Genomic DNA, 19,321 nt, shown 5'->3' on the forward strand with positions numbered 1-19,321 from the left:
CCAGTGACAATCTAAAATGCACTGGCAATTGTTTCAGCCCGTATTGCCAGCCCCTTTGCCACACTACCAAAATTATCACCAGAAATAATTGCTACGCCCGGAAAACGCGCGCGCACCATTCGGTTCATCAGTGGAATTTTGGATGTACCGCCAGTTATAAATATTTCATCAGGTTCCACTCCAACCTGACTGCATGCATCGCTCATCAATAAAACAATTTTCTCAATATACAGAGTCATATTCAGCTCCAGCTCTGGCCTGCCCACAGGAATATCCAGCGGATTATCAAAGTAATCCAGCGAAATAGTTACCTGCTCATCATCTGACAAGGCAATTTTACCTAGTTCAGCACTTCGGTTTACGCGCATGGCCAGATGATTTTCTTTCATCTCGATCAGCCGCTTGATTGGTTCCTTATCCACGGCATCACGCAAGTACTCATTCAGTTCCACTGCCATCGCACGACCATAAAAACGTGTCTGGGCCGGTATATCTGTAATAGTAAGCGCATCCAGAATACCGCTTTTGGGGATAGGCAAACCTGTTTTCGTCATTATGCCTATGCCAAAAGCCCGGCCAAAAAACTGCTTTGCAAAAGCCACATCCAGATCTGTCCCACCCAACCGCTCACCGGATGTACTGAGAATATCGGCTTTACGCTCTGCCTTCAATTTTCTGTCAGGACCTAACTGCATTAATGTAACGTCTGTCGTTCCTCCTCCTGCATCCAGCACCAGAACCCGTTTATTTTCTGCCAGCTGGTGCTCGTAAGCCACTGCAGCCGCAATCGGTTCATATTCAAAAACGAAATTATTTATCCCTGCCTCCCCAGCCGCACGGCGCATAATCTCCAACGCTCCTGGTTCAAATTCGCCAGCTCCGTGATATTTAACTGGTCGTCCCAGCACTACAAAATCAGCCTCCACCCCCAGCGCTTTTTCTGCAGTTTGCTTGAGATAGCGTAAAAAAACAGCTGTAATGGCCACAAAAAACTCGATTTGCTCAGGAAAAAGATCAACGGCTAAAAAGTTTTTAGGTGATTTGATCAAATAGCCCAGACTCGGGTCATCCATGTGCATACGGATCGCTTCAGTACCCAGTAAAACTTCAGACGAGCGTATAAGCTGCGCACTTAAGTCTTCGGATTTATTCTCTTCCGCAACTTGTTGCATAGCATCCCGGCGAGCGCTATCCCACGCCATTTTCAGGACAGACTCACTGCTTAGTTTTTCCAGGCCGGACGGATTGATCGGCTTTCCGACAAGCACCTCCTGTTCCAGCCTTTTTTTTTGGATTTCAGCTTGCTCGGCTCGTAACAATTCAGCTACTTTTTCAACTTCACCCTGCGGCACTACAAGGTTGCGAATAGGCGAACGTGGCACCCAAAGTACTGAGGGTAGCAAACCGCTGCCCGGTTCAAGCTCAACCAGCGAAGGTTCCCCCCCATTAACAAAAGAAGCAGCACAATTGGACGTGCCGTAATCGATAGCGATAGTTTTCATAGGGACTGAATAGAGGGTTAACAGACTTTTGATTCTTTACGCATTGAGTTTGCATCGGCTTTTCTGTTCACTCGACGCCGTTTCATCATCAATGGCATGACTGGATTAGCTGGATACATTAAATAATAAGCAAATTGATAGATCACACAGGCTACTAGGATAACTGAAAACCCACGTAGAACAAACCATAAAAATGGAATGTTTGCCGGCATATTTGACTTAGAAACGGAGACACAATGCCGCACAATTGGTATGCTTACAGGCTTACCGATAAATAAATATTCACCCACGATAGGCAGGATTTGAAAATTGACTACAAAACCCCAGGCTACCGCTGATACTCAACGTGTGCTGGCTGCACTGACAGGGATTCAACGCGCTTACCCTTTGGAACGCCGGATCAAAAACGAGGCCTGCGACGACACACGCGAAACCTATCTTGCCGTGCTTTTACGCTGGCTCCAAACTGGAACCGCTCCTTTGACCGAAGGTTTTGATCGTGATTCCCTGGATGAGCTTACGGCACTGGATGCGATATTCATTGTTAATGATCAGATTGGCTGCCCACCTTTCAATGTTGTTAAAACCGATATTCAGGTTCACTTCCCGCATGAAACCTTACACGTTCTTTCTGCACTGGATGCGCTTGCGCTTCCCCGAATGCTGAATACAGCAGCTACAGTTGAAACTCTGTGCGCCATGAGCGGGCAGCCAATTCATTTTTCCCTTACACAAGAAGGTAAAATACGCATGGATGAGAGCAACGTAGCTGTTGTCGCCTTTCAAAAAGTAGCGAACAGCATTACCCGCTATACTTTTGATCTCGCACCCGGCATTCGTTTTGTGCTGCCTGAACACGCGGGCACGCTGCAACAAACCCTGACGCTGGATGAAGCCACTGTTGTCGCCAACACTTTTTATTCATTCCAGCGAAAACTGCTCCAGGATGTTGCAGTGTAATATTGTTAAACACAATCAATTACACGGTATTCTCGAGACTATTTCAACAGATACCAAACCAATTTGCGTTTCAAGTGAGCTTACGCTAATGTTATTTAGCTCCGTACACCTAATACGCTGATAACAGTAAAATTTTGGCTTCATCAGCATGCTTTTCAATTCTGTGCCCGGAGCGAAACTAAACCTCAATCAGGAGAGCATAACCATGAAGAAAACTTTGCTGTTGCTACTACTTGGATTCCTCAGCACCGCCGCCAATGCCGAGCCAAATATGCAAGACGGAATGTGGGAAATCACCAGCAAGATGGAGATGCCTGGTATGCCAGCCGCAGCAATGCAACCAATGAAACATACCCAGTGCATGACCAAAAGCAATGCTGTGCCGACCACACAACCCAAAGACAAAAATAACGACTGCAAAATGACCAGCACCAAAGTGGAAGGCAATACTGTCACCTGGTCCATGCAGTGCCGCGGCAAAGAAGGTGATACAGATAGTTCGGGGAAAATTACTTACAGCGGAAACAGTTTTAGCGGCGAAACCAAAATCAGTTCAAACATCAAAGGCCAAGGGAAAATGGATATCACGCAGCGCATGAGCGGGAAGCGCATTGGTGACTGCAAGTAATTTAAACCAAGCTTCAGCGAGATTTTGAATCCTCCCAATAATCTCGCTGATTTTAATACTACCTAGCGGCCCCGTTCTTCATCCGTACCACGAAAGGCACCCTTCCCTTTTTTATCCTGTTTATCAGTGTCGCCCTCATCATTATTACGTCCCTTCTGGCGAGTTTCCTTCTTCTGCTTGTCTTGCTGTTTCACAGTTTCACGTGTTTCCTGACGATCCTGTTGGCGCATTTCTTTCTGCTGGCGTCCCTGTTGCATCACGGGTTCATGGGTATCTCTGCGATCTTGCTGACGGTAATCCCGCTCCTGTCTTTCCTGTTGCATCACAGGCTCACGCATTTCCCTGCGATCTTGTTGGCGGTACTCCTGATCCCGCCGCTCCGGTTGCATTACGGGTTCTCTTGCATCCCTTCTTTGATCTTGCTGACGATATTCCTGCTCGCGCCTTTCCTGCTTGATCACAGGTTCCCGAGACTCTTTACGATCCTGTTGGCGATAATCCCCACTACCTTTGCTTCGTCGCGCCTCATCGTGGATAGTCACAAAATTCCTGCCCGACGAACGCATCCGCATCACTTCTTCGGGAGGATAACCATAACGTTCTGAAATAAAGCGTAAATTGACCATATTTACCACGTCATCGTCAGCCAGTCTTATCCGGTTCCATTCATTCCTGTTTCTGTTCTGATAATAACCATAAGCACGACCATATGGCGCGCCGTAAACATTCTGAACCGGAACATAGTAAACATCCGGGCCGATACCATAACGCAAACTGATATCCATCCAGCTGTTCCCGGAAAGTCGTAAATTAACAATCACAGAAGGTGACACTCTCGCCCTCTGCGATATAAACAAAACCACGGGAATATCATAATCAGGAATCCGCCGCTCATGAATATAAATTACATCACGCTGAGGAACACGATAATACTCACTCATCGAAAAATAAAAACTGTTCAGGTCGCCATTCACGACAGACCCTCCAACTTCCATGCGCGTATTTGGTTGACCGGGATTGACAACACAGCCTGATAAAAATGCTAATGGCAGTGCAAACATAAGCAGGGCGGACACTTTATTCATTTTTTTCATTCAATTTTTCCAGATATGATTTTGAATATAGCTAAATACTCGCTTAGAAACAATTAACACGATGTATCAATCGCGATAAAATTGATCCCCAAATAGGCAACAAGTCATATAAACCAGATTATGGTTGTCAGGCTCATTGCAAATAGCAACATACCTCGCTATTGCTAAAGTGAATTATCCATAAATGTTTTCACCAGGTTGACCATTTCTGCTTCATGGCTCGTGTAAAAATGATCAGCTTTTTGTACCGACAACTGTGTAGACCCCACTTTATTTTTTAGTGACTCTCCCCGTTTTTTAACACCCTTCAACACCCACGGCAAATCATTTACACCATAGAGATCCAGAACAGGCATATTGATTCCAGCAAAACTATCCACATCCGAGATACCTAAAGCAGCCCAGGCAGATACGCCAGAATCCGGATTATTCACAAGAAAAGCCTGAACCATCTTCGAACCCATACTATGAGAAACAATCGCTACTTTCCCGTAACCCTTGGCTTTCAAGAATGCCACTGCTACCTGCAGACGCTCTGCAGCTTCTTTAAAAGTCGCTTTATATGCTTCTGATTTCGCATCAACCGCAAGAACAGGCATCTGAACTGACAAGGTTGTATAACCCTCATCAGCAAGCTGTGTACGTAAAGTGCCAATCATTCCCCAGTCAGGATGAATGCCGGTGCCATGCACAATAATCAAGCCGACTTTCGCGTCTTTTGCTTCTGTAAATAGCGTCAGAAATTTGTGGTGATTCTTCTGCTCCAGGTAGACCGGATCACCAACTACTATGCCAGGGGTAATTTCATCAGCCCATTTTTTTTCACGAACATAGTCTGCTGCAAATACCATATTCGCTACAGCCACAAGCAAAATCATTAATAAGTAACGCATTTTTTTCCCTTATATTGAAAATGGCCATAAGTTCACCATATCATTCATATTTATACCGAAATACCGAAATACCGAAGCTTATTTTTTTAAAACCATTTTGACAGACGTTAACCTTATTCAGGAAAAAACTTTTACCTTTACTCCATTAAACTGATGCGAAAGCAGGCTGCAGTCTAACCGCTGATTTCACCAACATTAGTGTCCACCCCCTTCACAACACGGCTGCATTACTCCTTATCACCCTAGCAAAAGTAAGCGGTCTGGCGCACCTGTATATCGCACGGCACGCTAAATAGCGCACCCACCCAGATTATGGAGCGCTTCGCCTTCTGTTTATCATTCATTAGCCGGTAAATGTTGCCAGCCTGACTGTATTCCTCGTTACCTTCGCGATGGTTATAGCGGTCAGCATCTCCGTAGCTTTTCATCCTTCATGCGGGGACCATCCACCAAGCCGCCGAAACTGTCGTGCGAATAATCCCGTACCAACATAATTGCCGTCAAAAATGTTAACCATGTTGCTTACTATTATTTTTAGATCAAAATATCCTGTTATACAAATCTTGCATTCCTATCAATCTGACAGGCTTTTTGTATTATCCTAAAATTTGCATGCAACTTAAACTTTCCTTTAATAGCGATTTGAGGCATTGACATTATTCTCGCTAAAACCTAACAATCGGGCACACATGCCCTTTATACACATCAATGCCCGCCCGATTTTTCGTTACTTTTCAAATAAAATATACCAACTGACTCTAAATTAAACCTTTCTTAATCCGTAACGAATTATTTTAATTGCATATTTTAATTCGATGTGAATATGGCACGCATTTTGCTTTTTAATTCAAAAGATACCGTTATTGATTTATTTTAACGGCATTAGCATCACACCAAATATACAATTCTTATTAAGGAAGGAATAACATGCGTAACATTCACTTAAAGGCGGCGACAGCGCTGCTCGGTGTTGCTATAGCCGGGGCTGTATCACCAGTTCAAGCTGGTAGCGGCTCTGTCACACTCATTCAAACCGGTGATATTCATGGCCATTTGCTGCCGCGCCCCAACCTGCGTAGCGATGCCACCGGCAGATACCTTGAAGGCGGTATGGCGCGCATGTATACCCAGATCAAAGCCCTCCGCAGCGAAGCCACCTATGCTGATTGCAAGAGCAAGACCTGCAAATCCTACGACCACTCTTTGCTAATCAATACCGGTGACACCGTTCAAGGTTCCGGTGAGGCGCTGTTTAGTCGTGGGCAAGCCATGATTGACGTGCTGAACATGTTCGGTTATGTGGCCCATGCACCGGGTAACTGGGACTTCCTTTATGGCCCAGCCCGTTTTGAAGAAACCTTCAAAGGTACCGCGACAACTCCGCCGCTGGCTAACTGGAATGCCCTGGCTGCCAACTTGTATTACACCAACCAATTTGATGACACCGCCGTATGCGGTGCGACAGCTACCGATCCAGCTACCGGCATTGTTCGTCCCCTCATGCGCGTATTGCCAGCCTATAGCATCAAACAGGTCGGTAACGTTAAAGTGGGTATTCTGGGCATGACCACAGCACGCGCCATTGCTGCCGTTGGCACCAGCGTGACCAAGAACTACATGTTTGCTGATGGCAAGACTGAAGTACCTTGCTATGTCAACAGACTGCGCAACGTAGAAAAAGTCGATGTGGTTGTGATGATCTCCGAGCTGGAAATGGCCCGCGATATCCAGATAGCCGAGACGCTCTCTCCAGCTCCGGATGTGATGCTCAACTCCGACATGCATGAACGCACCATCGCTCCAATCGTCGCAGTGAACCCTGATGGCCGCAAGACCCTCATCGTAGAACAAGGACAGGACGGTACTATTGTCGGCAAAATGAAACTGAATGTTACCAACGGCGCAATCACCAGCTGGGAATTCAAGCAAAACGTTATTACCAGTGACATTATTCCGAACCTTGCTGTTGCAGCCAAGATCGTTTCCGTACGTAAGCCTTTCGTAAGGGGAACTTTTGTGCCTGGGCAAACGGTAACGGTTGGTGGCAACACCACGCAGCTGATGCGCCCGATCGACGAAGTGATCGCGTATACCCAGGTGGGTCTGCACCGTTCCAACTTCGTGGATGAAGACATGCCCGGTGTGGTTGAGGGTAGTTCACATGACCTGATCGCCGATGCTATGGCTAACATTGGTCAGGCTCAATCTGCATCGATGCGTGGCTTCCGATATGGAACCCATGTGGCGGTTGGCGGTGCCATCACCATGAATGACATCTACCATTACATCCCTATCGCTGCAAAACTGGGTCGAACCAATAAAGCCTGTGGTGCTGACCTGAAGTTTGCAATTGAGCAGTCAATTGGCGGTACCTTCCACCCGGATCCAGCTAACTGGACAGGTGGCTGGATGTTTGGTTACAGTGGTGTGAGCTATGACGTAGATGCATGCGATGGATTTATGGGCGCTACCCCAATAAACCCTACAGTGCTGACCTTTGCCGATCCTACCCGGCCCTGGAGCACCAACCGCGGCAGCAACATCAAAGTTAACGGCGTTGCAATGGATGACCATGAGCTTTACGACAATCGTACCACCAGCGCAACATTCCAGCAGTGCTTGCCTTCTGATGGCAGCCCAGCTCACGCTGGCTACGAAGTTACCGGCTATTGGTATGCGGATGATCCGACCACAATCAACAACTGCAACCCTTGCCGTGGCCGTAATATCCAGGTTGTGAAGACGGATGGCAGCATCGTTCAAGTGTCAGGCCCAGGTGTGGTTGCTGGCACTCCATTGCCCAACAGTCTGGACGTGATGGACATCAGCGAGGCCGTCGTCAAGTATCTGCAAGGACCGAAGATCAACGGTTTGGTTACCGCCAATAACCTGCCGATCCATCGTCTGACGGTAAAGCGCTTACCTACCATCAACCCACCTGGCTACAACTTCAGAATGATCCAGCCGCTCAAAGGTGCATCGTCCGCAACTTGTCCAGTGATATAACAATAATCTACTCCTCCTTGAACAGCCCGGTTTTCCGGGCTGTTTTTTTTCGAGTCCCGATACCTTCCTTTCATCCATGACCAACTTTATCAGCTAATTGGAAGCTATCCACTATGTCGTCACCATGCGCTTAGCCAGCATCTTCGCTGCCGCATCTCAACACAAAATTCTATTCAAACAAAAACAACACAAAACAATTAAAATTTGTTGACTGAACACACCTTATATGATCAAATGATAATCATTCGCATTTAATAAAAGATCAGTTAATATGAATCAGACAATTAAACCCAGCCTGCCCCACCACCATGCCGTTCATCAATCTGTAGCGGTGATTAATGAAACAGAAGCTGCCCGCCTGGTCACCAGCGCTGCATTGCTTGGACGCCGTGATGTGCTGATTATCCAGCATCAAGGTGAACACTACAGTCTGCGCCAGACTCGCGCCGGAAAACTGATCTTAACCAAATAGAAATTTGGTGCCACTTGGTACCTTAGCATGATGCTTATATAACCTTACCAGCCTTTGCAGGCAACCCATTTTAGCCAGCCATCCCTTCCGGGCAAGCCAGCCAGCACAATTTAAAAACTGACTTGTTCGGAGTATGTAATGAATAACAAACACTTAACCCTTATCGCCAGTCTGCTGGTGATTGCCTCGCCTGCACAGGCAGATGAAAGTTTATTTGGCGTACTCAAAGGTGCTGAAACTTTGCCGGATGGTGCAGTGGAACTGGTTCAGCATCTGACGCGACGATCCGACAAAGGTCAAGGAACCTATCAGGCGCTGGACTCAAAAACAGAAATTGAATACGGTATAACCAACAGCCTGACAGGTGCAGTGTATGTACTGGGACAATCCATCAAAACAGAAGGTTTGCTGATTAATGGATACATCCCTAAAGATGAAAATTATGGCATGCGTCCTTCTGGTGTAGAAGGTTCATTAAAATACAACTTTCTCAGCCCGGCCAAAGATGATTTTGGTTTAGCCGGCTATTTTTCAACTTCTTATTCATGGCTGGATCCGCATTCCGGACAAAAAAAGAAAAAACTCACTTTTGAAACCCTGTTGTTAGCCCAGAAATATTTTCTGGATGGCGAACTCATATGGGTGGGAAATCTTGGGCTGGAAGCAACACTGGCCAAGCGAGGCGTTATAGCAGGATTACCTGAAGACTACGAATGGTCCACCAAGCCCGAAATGGAAATTGGCTTTATGGGCGGAACAGGATTGTCTTACCGCATTGCTCCTAACTGGTTTGTAGGCGGAGAAATCATCTATGAAACTGAATTTGAGACAGAAGTAGGTCAGGAAAGATGGTCTGTTTTTGCTGGACCAACCATTCATTACGGCAGTAAAGATTGGTGGGCAACCCTGAGCTGGATGCCGCAAATCAAAGGCGGTGGATTTGAAGAGTATGTCGGACAGACTGACAGCAACTTGCACCTGATAGAAAAAACAAAACAAGAATTACGATTAAAAATCGGTTTCAATTTTTAAGGAAACAAGATGAAATCATCTAATTGGCTCATGATTCCAGCCATAATAATCCCCGCTGCCATATCTGCGCCGGCATTCGCGGTACAGTATCTCAGTGTAGAGCAGGCTCAAAAAACATTGTTCCCTGAAGCCAGCCATTTTGTGCCCGCGGATATCACTTTTACGCCAGAGATGAAACAGCAGATTGAAAAATCTAGCGGGGTGAGAGTGCGCAATCAGGCGCAACAAGTATGGCGTGTAGAGACAAACAACAAAACAATCGGGTGGTTTGTGCTGGATGAAGTAATCGGTAAGCACGAGTTCATTACTTATGCGGTTGCGTTATCTGCCGATGGAACGGTGAAAGGCATCGATATTCTGGATTATCGTGAAACTCACGGAGGCGAGATTAAAAATGCGAAGTGGCGAGCGCAATTTACCGGCAAGAAAAATGGTGATGCCTTACGCCTGGATGACGATATCAAAAATATCAGTGGTGCCACGCTTTCATGCAAAAACATCACCAACGGTGTAAAGCGTATTCTCGCTACTTACCAGGTGGCGCTTAAATGAACGCAGCGCTCGAACAATTTCGCACTACCAATGCCGAAATAAGCATGGAACAGGTTCGTGCGCGACCACTTCTGGGCACCATTGTAGAAATTTCCGCTGCGGGGTACTCCCCTGAATCAGTTCAGGTAGCTATTGCACGAGCCTTTGAAGTGGTGGAAAAAGTGCATCGGTTAATGAGCTATCAGCACCCCGACTCTGAAGTTTCCTGTTTGAATCGCTGGGCACATGAAAAGCCGGTGAAAGTATCAGCACATACCTGGCATGTGTTAAAAACCGCAAACGCCATTTCCGAATCGAGTGACGGGCTATTTGACATTACTATCGCGCCAACGCTCACCCGGTTAGGGTTTTTACCAAAACAACAGGGCATGCCAAAAAGTAACGAGAAAGGCAACTGGCGGCATATCACGCTCCTGCCAGACAATCAGGTTCATTTTGCACGCAAATTGCGTATCGATCTTTCCGGTATTGCTAAAGGTTATGCTGTGGACCTCGCCATTCAGGCATTGAAAGATTTCGGTATAATGTCTGCCCGCATCAATGCCGGAGGGGATATGCGACTATTCGGCGAGAAAAGTCAGACCATTCATGTGCGCATGCCTGATGCACCTGCACAGACTGTCCCGCTGTTGAATCTGACCTGCGGTTCAGTCGCTACTTCTGCAGGATATTTCGCTTCGAGGGAACACAAGGGAGAGTGGGTGACCCCGCTGGTGAACCCGCTGACACGTAAAGCCTGTAGGGTTGGACAAAGCGTGACCGTGCTGGCTGAAGAATGCATGATTGCAGATGCATTAACCAAAATTGTACATATAGATCCTTCCCGTTCTGCTACAACGCTTGATCGATTTAATGCCCGTGCGCTAATTATGTATACCGATCCGGACAATGGCAATTATCGTATTTTCGACTCATCAAAATAATTCATGAACAAAATCACCCCCACCTCCATTCGTTTCTCCAAATATCATAAACGCTGGTTATATAGCGTGTTTAGCCTGCTGTGGTTTAGTGGCTCATTGTGGTTGGTCTCACACTACTTTATGCGCGTTCAGGGCGAATTTGGCGAAGCACCTCATCCTTTGGAAATATGGTGGTTGCGCCTGCATGGTCTGGTAGTGTTTGCGGCTTTGCTGACACTTGGATCAGTGCTACCTACCCACGCCCACCGCGCATGGCAACTCAAAAAAAACCGCCATACCGGATTATTCATGAAAGGCCTTTTTTTATGGCTGGCCATGACAGGGTACGCGCTCTATTATTTTGCAGACACAGAAAATACAGACTGGCTACCTTTGTTGCACTGGGTTGTTGGGCTAAGTGTACCTTTGATGCTGGTTTTTCATATACGTCACGGGAAAGCGCGGCCCGGCAATACCACGCTAAAAATAAAACGAAATGCAACCGAAAACAGACCGCAGGGAATCAAACAAAAGAAGGCAGCGTGAACATTACAAACCAACATAAAAACGGAGATTGAGAATTTGTAGCTCTACAAAAATTATGCTAAAAAAATTTAGCCAGTTTGTACTCGACAATATGTTCAAACTCTCTTAAGATGTATTTCATGTTCCCAATAAAAGCAAGCAGGCTGATTTCATTCCTGACCATTCTGATGCTGGTAGTTAGCCAGTTCATGGTCGCTGCCTACGCTTGCCCGCAAGTCTTGCCTTCCGAACCACTTTCGGCAGAGTTGGAATCAGCCATGCCTATGGACTGTCCGCAGATGAGTCATAAAGACAGCCAATCTTCCCCCTTGTGCAAAGCACATTGCGATCAGACTGCACAATTAAATCAAACGCATTCGCTTGACCTGTCGCCTTCGTTATTCGTTGCAATTCTAGACTTACCAAAATTCAAACTGGTCAACGTACAACCTGGCTATGACGGCAGGAACAATTTTCTTCTATTAGCGAGTGGATCGCCGCCACTGCGCATTCAATTTAAAGTTTTCCGCATTTAAACTGCTCCCGCATTCGCATGTTGCCCCACACATTACGTGTGGGGCAGTTTCGTGTTTGTTTGGAGAAAAATCATCATGTTTACAGCAGCCTTTGTTGCACCAGGCAGAAAAATCGCGCTTGCGCTGTTTCTTGCCGCCTTTACCACAACCAGCTATGCACTGAGTTATGACGAAGCGTTACACATCGCCGACTCACGCGCTTCGCAACTCCAAGCCAAGGAAAACAATGTAGCAGCTGCAAAGTCCCTGCGCGCTGCAGCAGGTGAATTACCTGACCCAAAATTAAAAATCGGCATCAACAATTTGCCTATTTCAGGCACCAATGCCTGGGGTCTGACTCAAGAACCCATGACCATGCAAATGATCGGCTTGATGCAAGAGGTCCCTAACAGTGACAGACGTGAAGGAGCGCGGCAATTGGCTGATGCAAACATAACCCGTGCAGATACCGAGCTACAGATCGAACGCCTGGCAGTAAAGCGAGACACTGCCAGTGCCTGGCTCAAAGTGTATTTTTTGCAGCAAAAACAGAAGCTGCTTGATGAACTGGACAAGGAAAACCTCCTGCTGTCAGTGGCCGTCAAAGCTCGATTTTCAGCCGGACAGGGGAAGTCGACAGACACCCTGCTCCCTCGCCAGGAAGCTGCCACTCTGGCTGATCGGCGCGACGACCTGGAACGTGATCTGGCAAAAGCACGTGCTGCACTTTCGCGTTGGGTAGGCACTGCATCCCGGGAGCCACTGACTGGGGCACCGCCAACCTTTGCCATGCCGGAAGAAAATATTCGCCACGGATTACAACACCATCCCGACCTCGCCATTTTCAATACGATGGAAAATGGCGCGCGAGCTGAAGTAGCGATGGCACAAGCGTCTAAAAAACCCGACTGGGGTGTCGAGTTAGCTTATCAGCGGCGCGGCCAAACTTATGGCGATATGATTTCGTTGCAGTTTTCGATGGATCTTCCGATTTTTTCCAAAACCAGACAGGACCCAAAAATTGCCGCTACGCAAAAGGAACTGGAGCGCATCACCGCTGAGCGGGAAACCATGCTGCGCCAGCACACAGAAGAGTTAGAGGCCCTGATTGCAGAAAGCACCACACTATCCCGTCAAATTGAACGCATGGATCGTGAATGGCTGCCATTACGAGGTCAAAAAGTTGAGCTAACCACTATTGGATACCGTGCCGGTCAAGAACCATTAATTTCAGTTCTGGATGCACGCACTTCTCTCATTGATACTCGCATGAAACGCATTGATCTGGAAGCCAGGCAAGCAGAGATAGACACCAAACTGCGCTATCTCACCACGGAGAAACAACAATGAACAAAAAAATCCTATTTCCCTATATTGCATCGGCAATTATCCTGGCCGGGTTAGGTGCTGCAGGGGGCTACTGGTTAGCGTCTCGCCCGTATTCAGACGCTGGTATAGTAGAAAAATCCACACAAAACTCGCCTTCAGAAAAAGCTGATCGTAAAGCGCTGTATTGGTACGACCCCATGGTACCCAACCAGCACTTTGATAATCCTGGTAAATCTCCCTTTATGGACATGGAACTGGTAGCCCAATATGCTGATGAAGGCGGTTCAGGAGCGAGTGGCGTTCGCATTGACCCGATGCTCACCCAGAATACCGGCGTGAAATTTGCCATGGTGGAAACCGGCAAACTTGAGCAAGATGTGGAAGCCGTAGCCAGTCTTGGATTCAACGAACGTTTGGTTGCCATTGTGCAGTCGCGTACTGGCGGCATCGTGGAGCGGGTTTACGCCCTGGCACCGAACGACATCATTGCAGCTGGCGCCCCTCTGGTGGATGTGCGTGTACCGGAATGGTATGGTGCACAAGCTGAGTATATTGCGCTTAAAAAATCCGGTGATACCAGTATTGTCGGCGCCGCCCTTGGCCGTTTACAGCAGTTGGGCATGAGCAAAGCCCAGATTTCGCGCATGGAAAAACTGGGTAAACCGCTGGAAATAGTCACTATTTCCTCTCCATTAAGTGGTGTATTGCTAGAGGTGAATGTACGAGAAGGCATGATCGTTACACCAGGCCAGATGCTCACAAAAATAAATGGGCTTTCCAGCGTCTGGCTCGAAGCCGAAGTACCAGAATCACAAAGCTCCGAAATCGCTGTCGGCAAGTCCGTTTCGGCAAAATTTACTGCATGGCCGGAGCAAGCGATTGAGGGCCGTGTTACCGCACTCTTACCCGAACTAAACCGTGAAACACGTACTATCCGCGTCCGGATGGAGTTTCCCAATCCAAACGAAAAACTTCGCCCTGGCATGTACGCACGGGTGAGTATCAACAACGCTACCAGCCACAATAGGCTACTGGTGCCTTCGGCTGCGATTATCGCTACCGGCAAACGTAATCTGGTGATCGTGGCTGATGAGAATAATCGCTACCATCCGGCGGAAGTCGAAGTCGGGCGTGAAGGAAATGGGAAAACGGAAATTTTATCAGGTTTGAACGAGGGAGAAAAAGTGATAGCTTCAGGCCAGTTCATGATTGATTCTGAAGCCAGCCTCAAGGGCGTTCTGGCACGCATGGAAAGCCAGAAAAAAACAAGTGCATCACCGGTTCACGAAGCACATGGCAAAGTAGAAGAATTGTCTGCCGATGACATCACCATCTCCCATGGCCCCGTGCCATCGATCGGATGGGGTGCGATGACTATGTCCTTTAATATTACCGACAAGAAACTCGCTAAAGGGATCAAGGCAGGCGACATTGTTAACTTTTCCTTTCATGAAAGTGATACAGGAATGAATATAGACCATATCGAAAAATCGGGAGGCAGCCAATGATTGCGCGCCTGATTCAATGGTCGGTATATAACCGGTTTCTGGTACTGCTTGCCACGGTATTTCTTGTATTCTGGGGTCTTTGGGCCGTGCGATCCACCCCTGTAGATGCATTACCGGATCTTTCTGACGTACAAGTCATCATCCGCACCACGTTCCCGGGCCAGGCACCGCAGATTGTGGAAAACCAGGTCACCTATCCCCTTGCCACCACAATGCTCTCGGTACCAGGGGCAAAAACTGTACGCGGCTACTCTTTCTTTGGTGATTCATTTGTATATGTACTGTTTGAAGATGGCACTGATCTCTATTGGGCACGTTCCCGCGTACTGGAATACCTTAATCAGGTGCAGGGAAGTCTGCCAGCCGGGGCAAAGACCGCGCTCGGACCCGATGCAACGGGAGTAGGCTGGATTTATGAATATGCCCTGGTTGATCACAGTGGCAAGCTTGATCTCTCAGATCTTCGGTCTTTACAGGACTGGTTCCTGAAGTATGAGCTTAAGAGCATACCCAATGTAGCTGAAGTTGCATCCATCGGGGGTATGGTCAAACAGTACCAGATTGTGCTCGATCCAGTAAAGCTTGCAGCCTACCGCATATCTCATAGCAAAGTGCTGGAGGCCATCAAGAACAGCAACCAGGAGGCAGGTGGTTCTGTAGTAGAACTAGGTGAAGCCGAGTATATGGTACGTGCAAGCGGCTACCTGAAAACTCTGGATGATTTTCGTAGCATTCCTGTTGCAGTGAGTGGGTCAGGTGTACCTGTACACCTGGGTGACATCGCAAGAATACAAGTTGGCCCGGAAATGCGACGCGGTATTGCCGAGCTCAATGGCCAAGGGGAAGTTGCAGGTGGCGTGATCATTATGCGTTCCGGAAAAAATGCCCGCGAAACCATTTCAGCAGTTAAGGCAAAATTGGCTGATATGAAGAAAAGCCTGCCGGCCGGAGTGGAAATCAAAACCACTTATGACCGAAGCCAATTAATCGATAATGCCATTCAAAATCTCAGCCACAAACTGATTGAAGAGTTTATTGTTGTTGCACTCGTTTGCGCGCTATTTTTATGGCATATTCGCTCAGCACTTGTGGCGATTATTTCACTGCCACTGGGAATTCTCATTGCCTTTATCGTAATGCGTTACCAAGGCGTTAACGCTAACATTATGTCGTTAGGGGGGATTGCCATTGCCATTGGTGCGATGGTGGATGCGGCTGTGGTGATGATTGAAAACGCCCATAAAAAACTGGAATCCTGGCATCACGAACATCCAGGGCAGCCGTTAGATAACACCGCACATTGGCAAGTGATCACTCATGCAGCGATGGAAGTCGGACCTGCACTTTTTTTCAGCCTGCTGATTATCATGCTTTCCTTCCTGCCAGTATTCACTTTGGAAGCACAGGAGGGTCGACTCTTCGGTCCGCTTGCCTTCACCAAAAGCTATGCTATGGCAGGTGCAGCAGGCTTGGCCGTCACGTTAATCCCTATCCTGATGGGGTACTGGATTCGGGGGAAAATACCAAGCGAGCAGGCTAATCCACTTAACCGCGTGCTGATTACGGTTTACCGGCCCCTACTGGATGCCGTGTTACGCAAGCCAAAAACTACGTTAGTAGTCGCAGTACTGGCCTTTACTACCTCTCTATGGCCGATGATGCGGCTCGGGGGGGAATTTATGCCGCCTCTTGATGAAGGCGATCTTCTCTATATGCCTTCTGCCTTGCCAGGGCTATCAGTGGCCAAAGCTGCCGAACTGCTGCAACAAAGTGACCGAATGATCAAAAGTGTGCCAGAAGTTGCCAGCGTGTTTGGCAAAGCCGGTCGTGCTGAAAGCGCCACTGATCCGGCACCCATTGAAATGTTCGAAACTACGATCCAGTTTAAACCCCACGATCAATGGCGACCTGGCATGACCCAGGAAAAACTGGTGGAGGAACTGGACCGCGTTGTTAAAATACCGGGGCTCGCCAACATCTGGGTACCACCAATCCGAAACCGCATTGACATGCTTGCAACAGGCATCAAAAGTCCCATCGGGGTAAAGATATCCGGTACGGATATTGGTACGATTGAGCGCATTGCAGTAGAAGTTGAGCGCGTCGCAAAGAATGTGCCAGGGGTTTCTTCTGCCCTGGCAGAACGACTTTCCGGTGGTCGATATATAGATATTTCCATCAATCGGGATGCAGCCTCCCGATACGGGCTGAATATCAGCGATGTGCAGTCCGTAGTGGCATCGCTTATCGGCGGGATGAACGTAGGGGAAACAATTGAGGGTACAGCACGCTATCCGATAAACGTACGTTACCCACGTGAACTACGTGATTCGCTGGAAAAACTGCGGCAATTGCCCATCGTCACGCCAAGCGGCCAACTCATCACGCTCGGCACTGTCGCTGACTTGCGTATAAACGACGGACCACCGATGCTGAAAAGTGAAAACGCGCGACTTTCAAGCTGGGTATACATTGACGTAAGAGGACGCGATCTGGCCTCAGTTGTGTCAGATCTGCGCAAAGTAGTGGCAACCGAAGTCAATCTGGCACCAGGAATAAGCGTGGCCTACTCCGGACAGTTCGAATTTATGGAAAGAGCCAATGCGCGACTGAAGCTGGTTGTGCCGGCAACCATTCTCATTATTTTCGTGCTGCTCTACCTGGCATTCCAGCGCATAGATGACGCTGCACTCATCATGGCTACCCTGCCATTTGCGCTCACTGGCGGTGTCTGGATTTTATATCTGCTAAACTACAATCTCTCTGTCGCCACCGGCGTCGGCTTTATAGCGCTAGCTGGTGTCGCGGCTGAATTTGGCGTCATCATGCTGCTGTATCTGCGGCAAGCCCTGGAAGCGCGGCTTGCGACAGGGGCAACACTTACCAGAGAATTGGTGGAAGATGCCATCCGTGAAGGCGCAGTACTGAGAGTGCGCCCCAAAGCCATGACTGTTGCCGTCATTCTGGCAGGCCTGTTACCTATTATGTGGGGAAGCGGCACTGGATCGGAAGTCATGAGCCGCATTGCTGCGCCTATGGTAGGCGGGATGATTACAGCACCTCTGCTTTCAATGTTTGTCCTTCCAGCCGCGTACCTGTTACTTCGCTCACCACGCAGCAAAAAACTGTGAGTTTCTGCATCCATCCTGGAGCAAAAACCAATTGCACCTGACAGGTAATCTTTTCTAATTCAGAATAGGCACAACACCCTGGAGAAAGTCCGGGCAGAACAATATGTTATTATATTAAACATATCAATACTGCCCGATACCGGTTTGAACAGGCGCAAGACATATATCAGATGTCATAACTGGTGCAGAAGTTAACTATAACTAGCTTCCCCTCATATTTTCTGGAAGCTTCGTCTATATGGCTATGATGCAATAAATTTGATTTTTACCACAACAACACAATAGCCAGCATAGACGCAGAGCGAATATCAATGGACACAATTACACTAATCACCAGCACATTCAACGAGTTTGGCACAAGTACGCTGTTTACCCTCGGCACTGCCAACGTTACCCTTTACCGTGTTCTGGGACTGATCTTCATTCTGGTATTTGCCTGGTGGGCCTCGGCCCTGGTCGAACGCACTATCTGGCGAGTAGCACGCCGTGGCAATGAAACACGCCTGTCGGATTCTGGGGTCTATGCGCTTAGTCGTATCCTGCGCTATTTTTTGTGGATTGTTGGCAGCATCATGGGGCTGGTATGGCTCGGTTTTGACTTGGGTAGCCTGGCTATCATGGGTGGAGCCATCGGTGTTGGTATCGGATTTGGTTTACAGAATATCTTCAGCAATTTTATCTCGGGGATCATTATTCTTGTAGAACAAACGTTGAAGGTGGGCGATTTTGTTGATTTGCAGTCCGGTATTGTAGGTACGGTCACTGAGATCAGCATGCGTTATACCCGCGTTACCACCAACGACTCTGTGGATATTATTGTGCCCAACTCGGAGTTCATTAATGGTCGCGTCACAAACTGGACGCTGGATGAAGCCGTACGTCGTATTCACATTCCTTTTGGGGTGGCTTACGGCACCAGTAAGGAATTAGTCCGGGAAGCTGCCATAGCGGCTGCGCTTACTGTAAACGGTACTGTCAATAATGATCGTCGAGCACCGGATGTCTGGTTAGTGAAGTTCGGTGACAGCAGTCTGGATTTTGAGTTGGTAGTCTGGGTAGAAAAATCTCTGATGACATCGCCTGGCAGCACCCATGCGCGTTTTTTATGGGCTATTGAAACGGAATTAGTGAACCGCAACATCGAGATTCCTTTCCCGCAAAGAGATCTGCATGTGCGTTCTGGTAAATTAAGTGTCCATCTGGAAGGCGCAAACCAGCAAATAAAGAGCGACTGACTCCCTTAAATTCATTCAGCATTACAAAACATCAAAC

The 19,321-nt window shown here is 47.8% G+C and carries 17 protein-coding genes; 13 read left to right on the plus strand and 4 right to left on the minus strand.

The features are described from left to right. Positions 1–11: 11 nt before the first annotated feature. Positions 12–1,502: a molecular chaperone gene (gene yegD / locus EDC63_RS05855; RefSeq protein ID WP_124945931.1), complete on the minus strand. Its 1,491-nt coding sequence runs from the start codon at positions 1,500–1,502 to the stop codon at positions 12–14. 309 nt (positions 1,503–1,811) lie between these two features. On the opposite strand from yegD, the gene merB reads away from it, so the two are divergent. Together merB and EDC63_RS05865 are read left to right on the plus strand one after the other, a co-directional pair. After that, the gene (gene merB, locus EDC63_RS05860) at positions 1,812–2,462 is read left to right on the plus strand and encodes an organomercurial lyase (protein WP_124945930.1); all 651 of its coding nucleotides are present in this window, start codon (positions 1,812–1,814) and stop codon (positions 2,460–2,462) included. A 205-nt stretch (positions 2,463–2,667) separates the two neighbouring features. Further along, positions 2,668–3,090, plus strand: a complete 423-nt coding sequence (locus EDC63_RS05865; protein WP_165922922.1) for a DUF3617 domain-containing protein — start codon at positions 2,668–2,670, stop codon at positions 3,088–3,090. Positions 3,091–3,152: 62 nt separating this feature from the next. Here EDC63_RS05865 and EDC63_RS05870 read toward each other — a convergent pair whose 3' ends face one another. From EDC63_RS05870 to EDC63_RS05880, 3 genes are all read right to left on the minus strand, one after another. Then, positions 3,153–4,184, minus strand: a complete 1,032-nt coding sequence (locus EDC63_RS05870) for a hypothetical protein (protein ID WP_124945928.1) — start codon at positions 4,182–4,184, stop codon at positions 3,153–3,155. A gap of 164 nt (positions 4,185–4,348) precedes the next feature. Further along, positions 4,349–5,077, minus strand: coding sequence for a DUF3530 family protein (locus EDC63_RS05875; RefSeq protein ID WP_124945927.1), 729 nt, complete (start codon positions 5,075–5,077; stop codon positions 4,349–4,351). A gap of 242 nt (positions 5,078–5,319) precedes the next feature. Then, positions 5,320–5,505, minus strand: coding sequence for a hypothetical protein (locus EDC63_RS05880; protein WP_124945926.1), 186 nt, complete (start codon positions 5,503–5,505; stop codon positions 5,320–5,322). A gap of 499 nt (positions 5,506–6,004) precedes the next feature. On the opposite strand from EDC63_RS05880, the gene EDC63_RS05885 reads away from it, so the two are divergent. From EDC63_RS05885 to EDC63_RS05935, 11 genes are all read left to right on the plus strand, one after another. Next, entirely contained in the window at positions 6,005–8,083 is a 2,079-nt protein-coding gene (locus EDC63_RS05885; protein WP_124945925.1) for a bifunctional metallophosphatase/5'-nucleotidase, read from the plus strand. 271 nt (positions 8,084–8,354) lie between these two features. Beyond that, on the plus strand, positions 8,355–8,555 hold the full coding sequence (gene hemP, locus EDC63_RS05890) for a hemin uptake protein HemP (RefSeq protein ID WP_124945924.1): 201 nt from the start codon (positions 8,355–8,357) through the stop codon (positions 8,553–8,555). 138 nt (positions 8,556–8,693) lie between these two features. Then, positions 8,694–9,587 (plus strand): DUF6662 family protein, encoded by an 894-nt coding sequence (locus EDC63_RS05895; RefSeq protein ID WP_124945923.1) that lies wholly within the window; start codon positions 8,694–8,696, stop codon positions 9,585–9,587. A 9-nt stretch (positions 9,588–9,596) separates the two neighbouring features. Further along, positions 9,597–10,139 (plus strand): FMN-binding protein, encoded by a 543-nt coding sequence (locus EDC63_RS05900; RefSeq protein WP_124945922.1) that lies wholly within the window; start codon positions 9,597–9,599, stop codon positions 10,137–10,139. Beyond that, the gene (locus EDC63_RS05905; protein WP_124945921.1) at positions 10,136–11,062 is read left to right on the plus strand and encodes an FAD:protein FMN transferase; all 927 of its coding nucleotides are present in this window, start codon (positions 10,136–10,138) and stop codon (positions 11,060–11,062) included. The genes EDC63_RS05900 and EDC63_RS05905 overlap by 4 nt, the downstream gene beginning before the upstream one ends. Before the next feature lie 3 nt (positions 11,063–11,065). Then, complete coding sequence (locus tag EDC63_RS05910) at positions 11,066–11,587, plus strand: hypothetical protein (protein WP_124945920.1); 522 nt, start codon at positions 11,066–11,068, stop codon at positions 11,585–11,587. A 119-nt stretch (positions 11,588–11,706) separates the two neighbouring features. Then, positions 11,707–12,102 (plus strand): hypothetical protein, encoded by a 396-nt coding sequence (locus EDC63_RS05915; RefSeq protein WP_124945919.1) that lies wholly within the window; start codon positions 11,707–11,709, stop codon positions 12,100–12,102. 75 nt (positions 12,103–12,177) lie between these two features. Continuing rightward, positions 12,178–13,431, plus strand: coding sequence for a TolC family protein (locus tag EDC63_RS05920; RefSeq protein ID WP_124945918.1), 1,254 nt, complete (start codon positions 12,178–12,180; stop codon positions 13,429–13,431). Continuing rightward, entirely contained in the window at positions 13,428–14,918 is a 1,491-nt protein-coding gene (locus tag EDC63_RS05925) for an efflux RND transporter periplasmic adaptor subunit (RefSeq protein WP_124945917.1), read from the plus strand. The genes EDC63_RS05920 and EDC63_RS05925 overlap by 4 nt, the downstream gene beginning before the upstream one ends. After that, complete coding sequence (locus tag EDC63_RS05930; protein WP_124945916.1) at positions 14,915–18,049, plus strand: efflux RND transporter permease subunit; 3,135 nt, start codon at positions 14,915–14,917, stop codon at positions 18,047–18,049. The genes EDC63_RS05925 and EDC63_RS05930 overlap by 4 nt, the downstream gene beginning before the upstream one ends. A gap of 311 nt (positions 18,050–18,360) precedes the next feature. Then, positions 18,361–19,284 (plus strand): mechanosensitive ion channel family protein, encoded by a 924-nt coding sequence (locus EDC63_RS05935; RefSeq protein ID WP_124945915.1) that lies wholly within the window; start codon positions 18,361–18,363, stop codon positions 19,282–19,284. Positions 19,285–19,321 lie beyond the last annotated feature (37 nt).

Source organism: Sulfurirhabdus autotrophica (assembly GCF_004346685.1).
GTDB lineage: Bacteria > Pseudomonadota > Gammaproteobacteria > Burkholderiales > SMCO01 > Sulfurirhabdus > Sulfurirhabdus autotrophica.

Coding starts and splice junctions, on each gene's coding strand:
- yegD (WP_124945931.1), bottom strand. CDS start 1,502: ATGAAAACTATCGCTATCGATTACGGCACGTCCAATTGTGCTGCTTCT.
- EDC63_RS05865 (WP_165922922.1), top strand. CDS start 2,668: ATGAAGAAAACTTTGCTGTTGCTACTACTTGGATTCCTCAGCACCGCC.
- EDC63_RS05870 (WP_124945928.1), bottom strand. CDS start 4,184: ATGAAAAAAATGAATAAAGTGTCCGCCCTGCTTATGTTTGCACTGCCA.
- EDC63_RS05875 (WP_124945927.1), bottom strand. CDS start 5,077: ATGCGTTACTTATTAATGATTTTGCTTGTGGCTGTAGCGAATATGGTA.
- EDC63_RS05880 (WP_124945926.1), bottom strand. CDS start 5,505: ATGAAAAGCTACGGAGATGCTGACCGCTATAACCATCGCGAAGGTAAC.
- EDC63_RS05885 (WP_124945925.1), top strand. CDS start 6,005: ATGCGTAACATTCACTTAAAGGCGGCGACAGCGCTGCTCGGTGTTGCT.
- hemP (WP_124945924.1), top strand. CDS start 8,355: ATGAATCAGACAATTAAACCCAGCCTGCCCCACCACCATGCCGTTCAT.
- EDC63_RS05895 (WP_124945923.1), top strand. CDS start 8,694: ATGAATAACAAACACTTAACCCTTATCGCCAGTCTGCTGGTGATTGCC.
- EDC63_RS05900 (WP_124945922.1), top strand. CDS start 9,597: ATGAAATCATCTAATTGGCTCATGATTCCAGCCATAATAATCCCCGCT.
- EDC63_RS05905 (WP_124945921.1), top strand. CDS start 10,136: ATGAACGCAGCGCTCGAACAATTTCGCACTACCAATGCCGAAATAAGC.
- EDC63_RS05910 (WP_124945920.1), top strand. CDS start 11,066: ATGAACAAAATCACCCCCACCTCCATTCGTTTCTCCAAATATCATAAA.
- EDC63_RS05915 (WP_124945919.1), top strand. CDS start 11,707: ATGTTCCCAATAAAAGCAAGCAGGCTGATTTCATTCCTGACCATTCTG.
- EDC63_RS05920 (WP_124945918.1), top strand. CDS start 12,178: ATGTTTACAGCAGCCTTTGTTGCACCAGGCAGAAAAATCGCGCTTGCG.
- EDC63_RS05925 (WP_124945917.1), top strand. CDS start 13,428: ATGAACAAAAAAATCCTATTTCCCTATATTGCATCGGCAATTATCCTG.
- EDC63_RS05930 (WP_124945916.1), top strand. CDS start 14,915: ATGATTGCGCGCCTGATTCAATGGTCGGTATATAACCGGTTTCTGGTA.
- EDC63_RS05935 (WP_124945915.1), top strand. CDS start 18,361: ATGGACACAATTACACTAATCACCAGCACATTCAACGAGTTTGGCACA.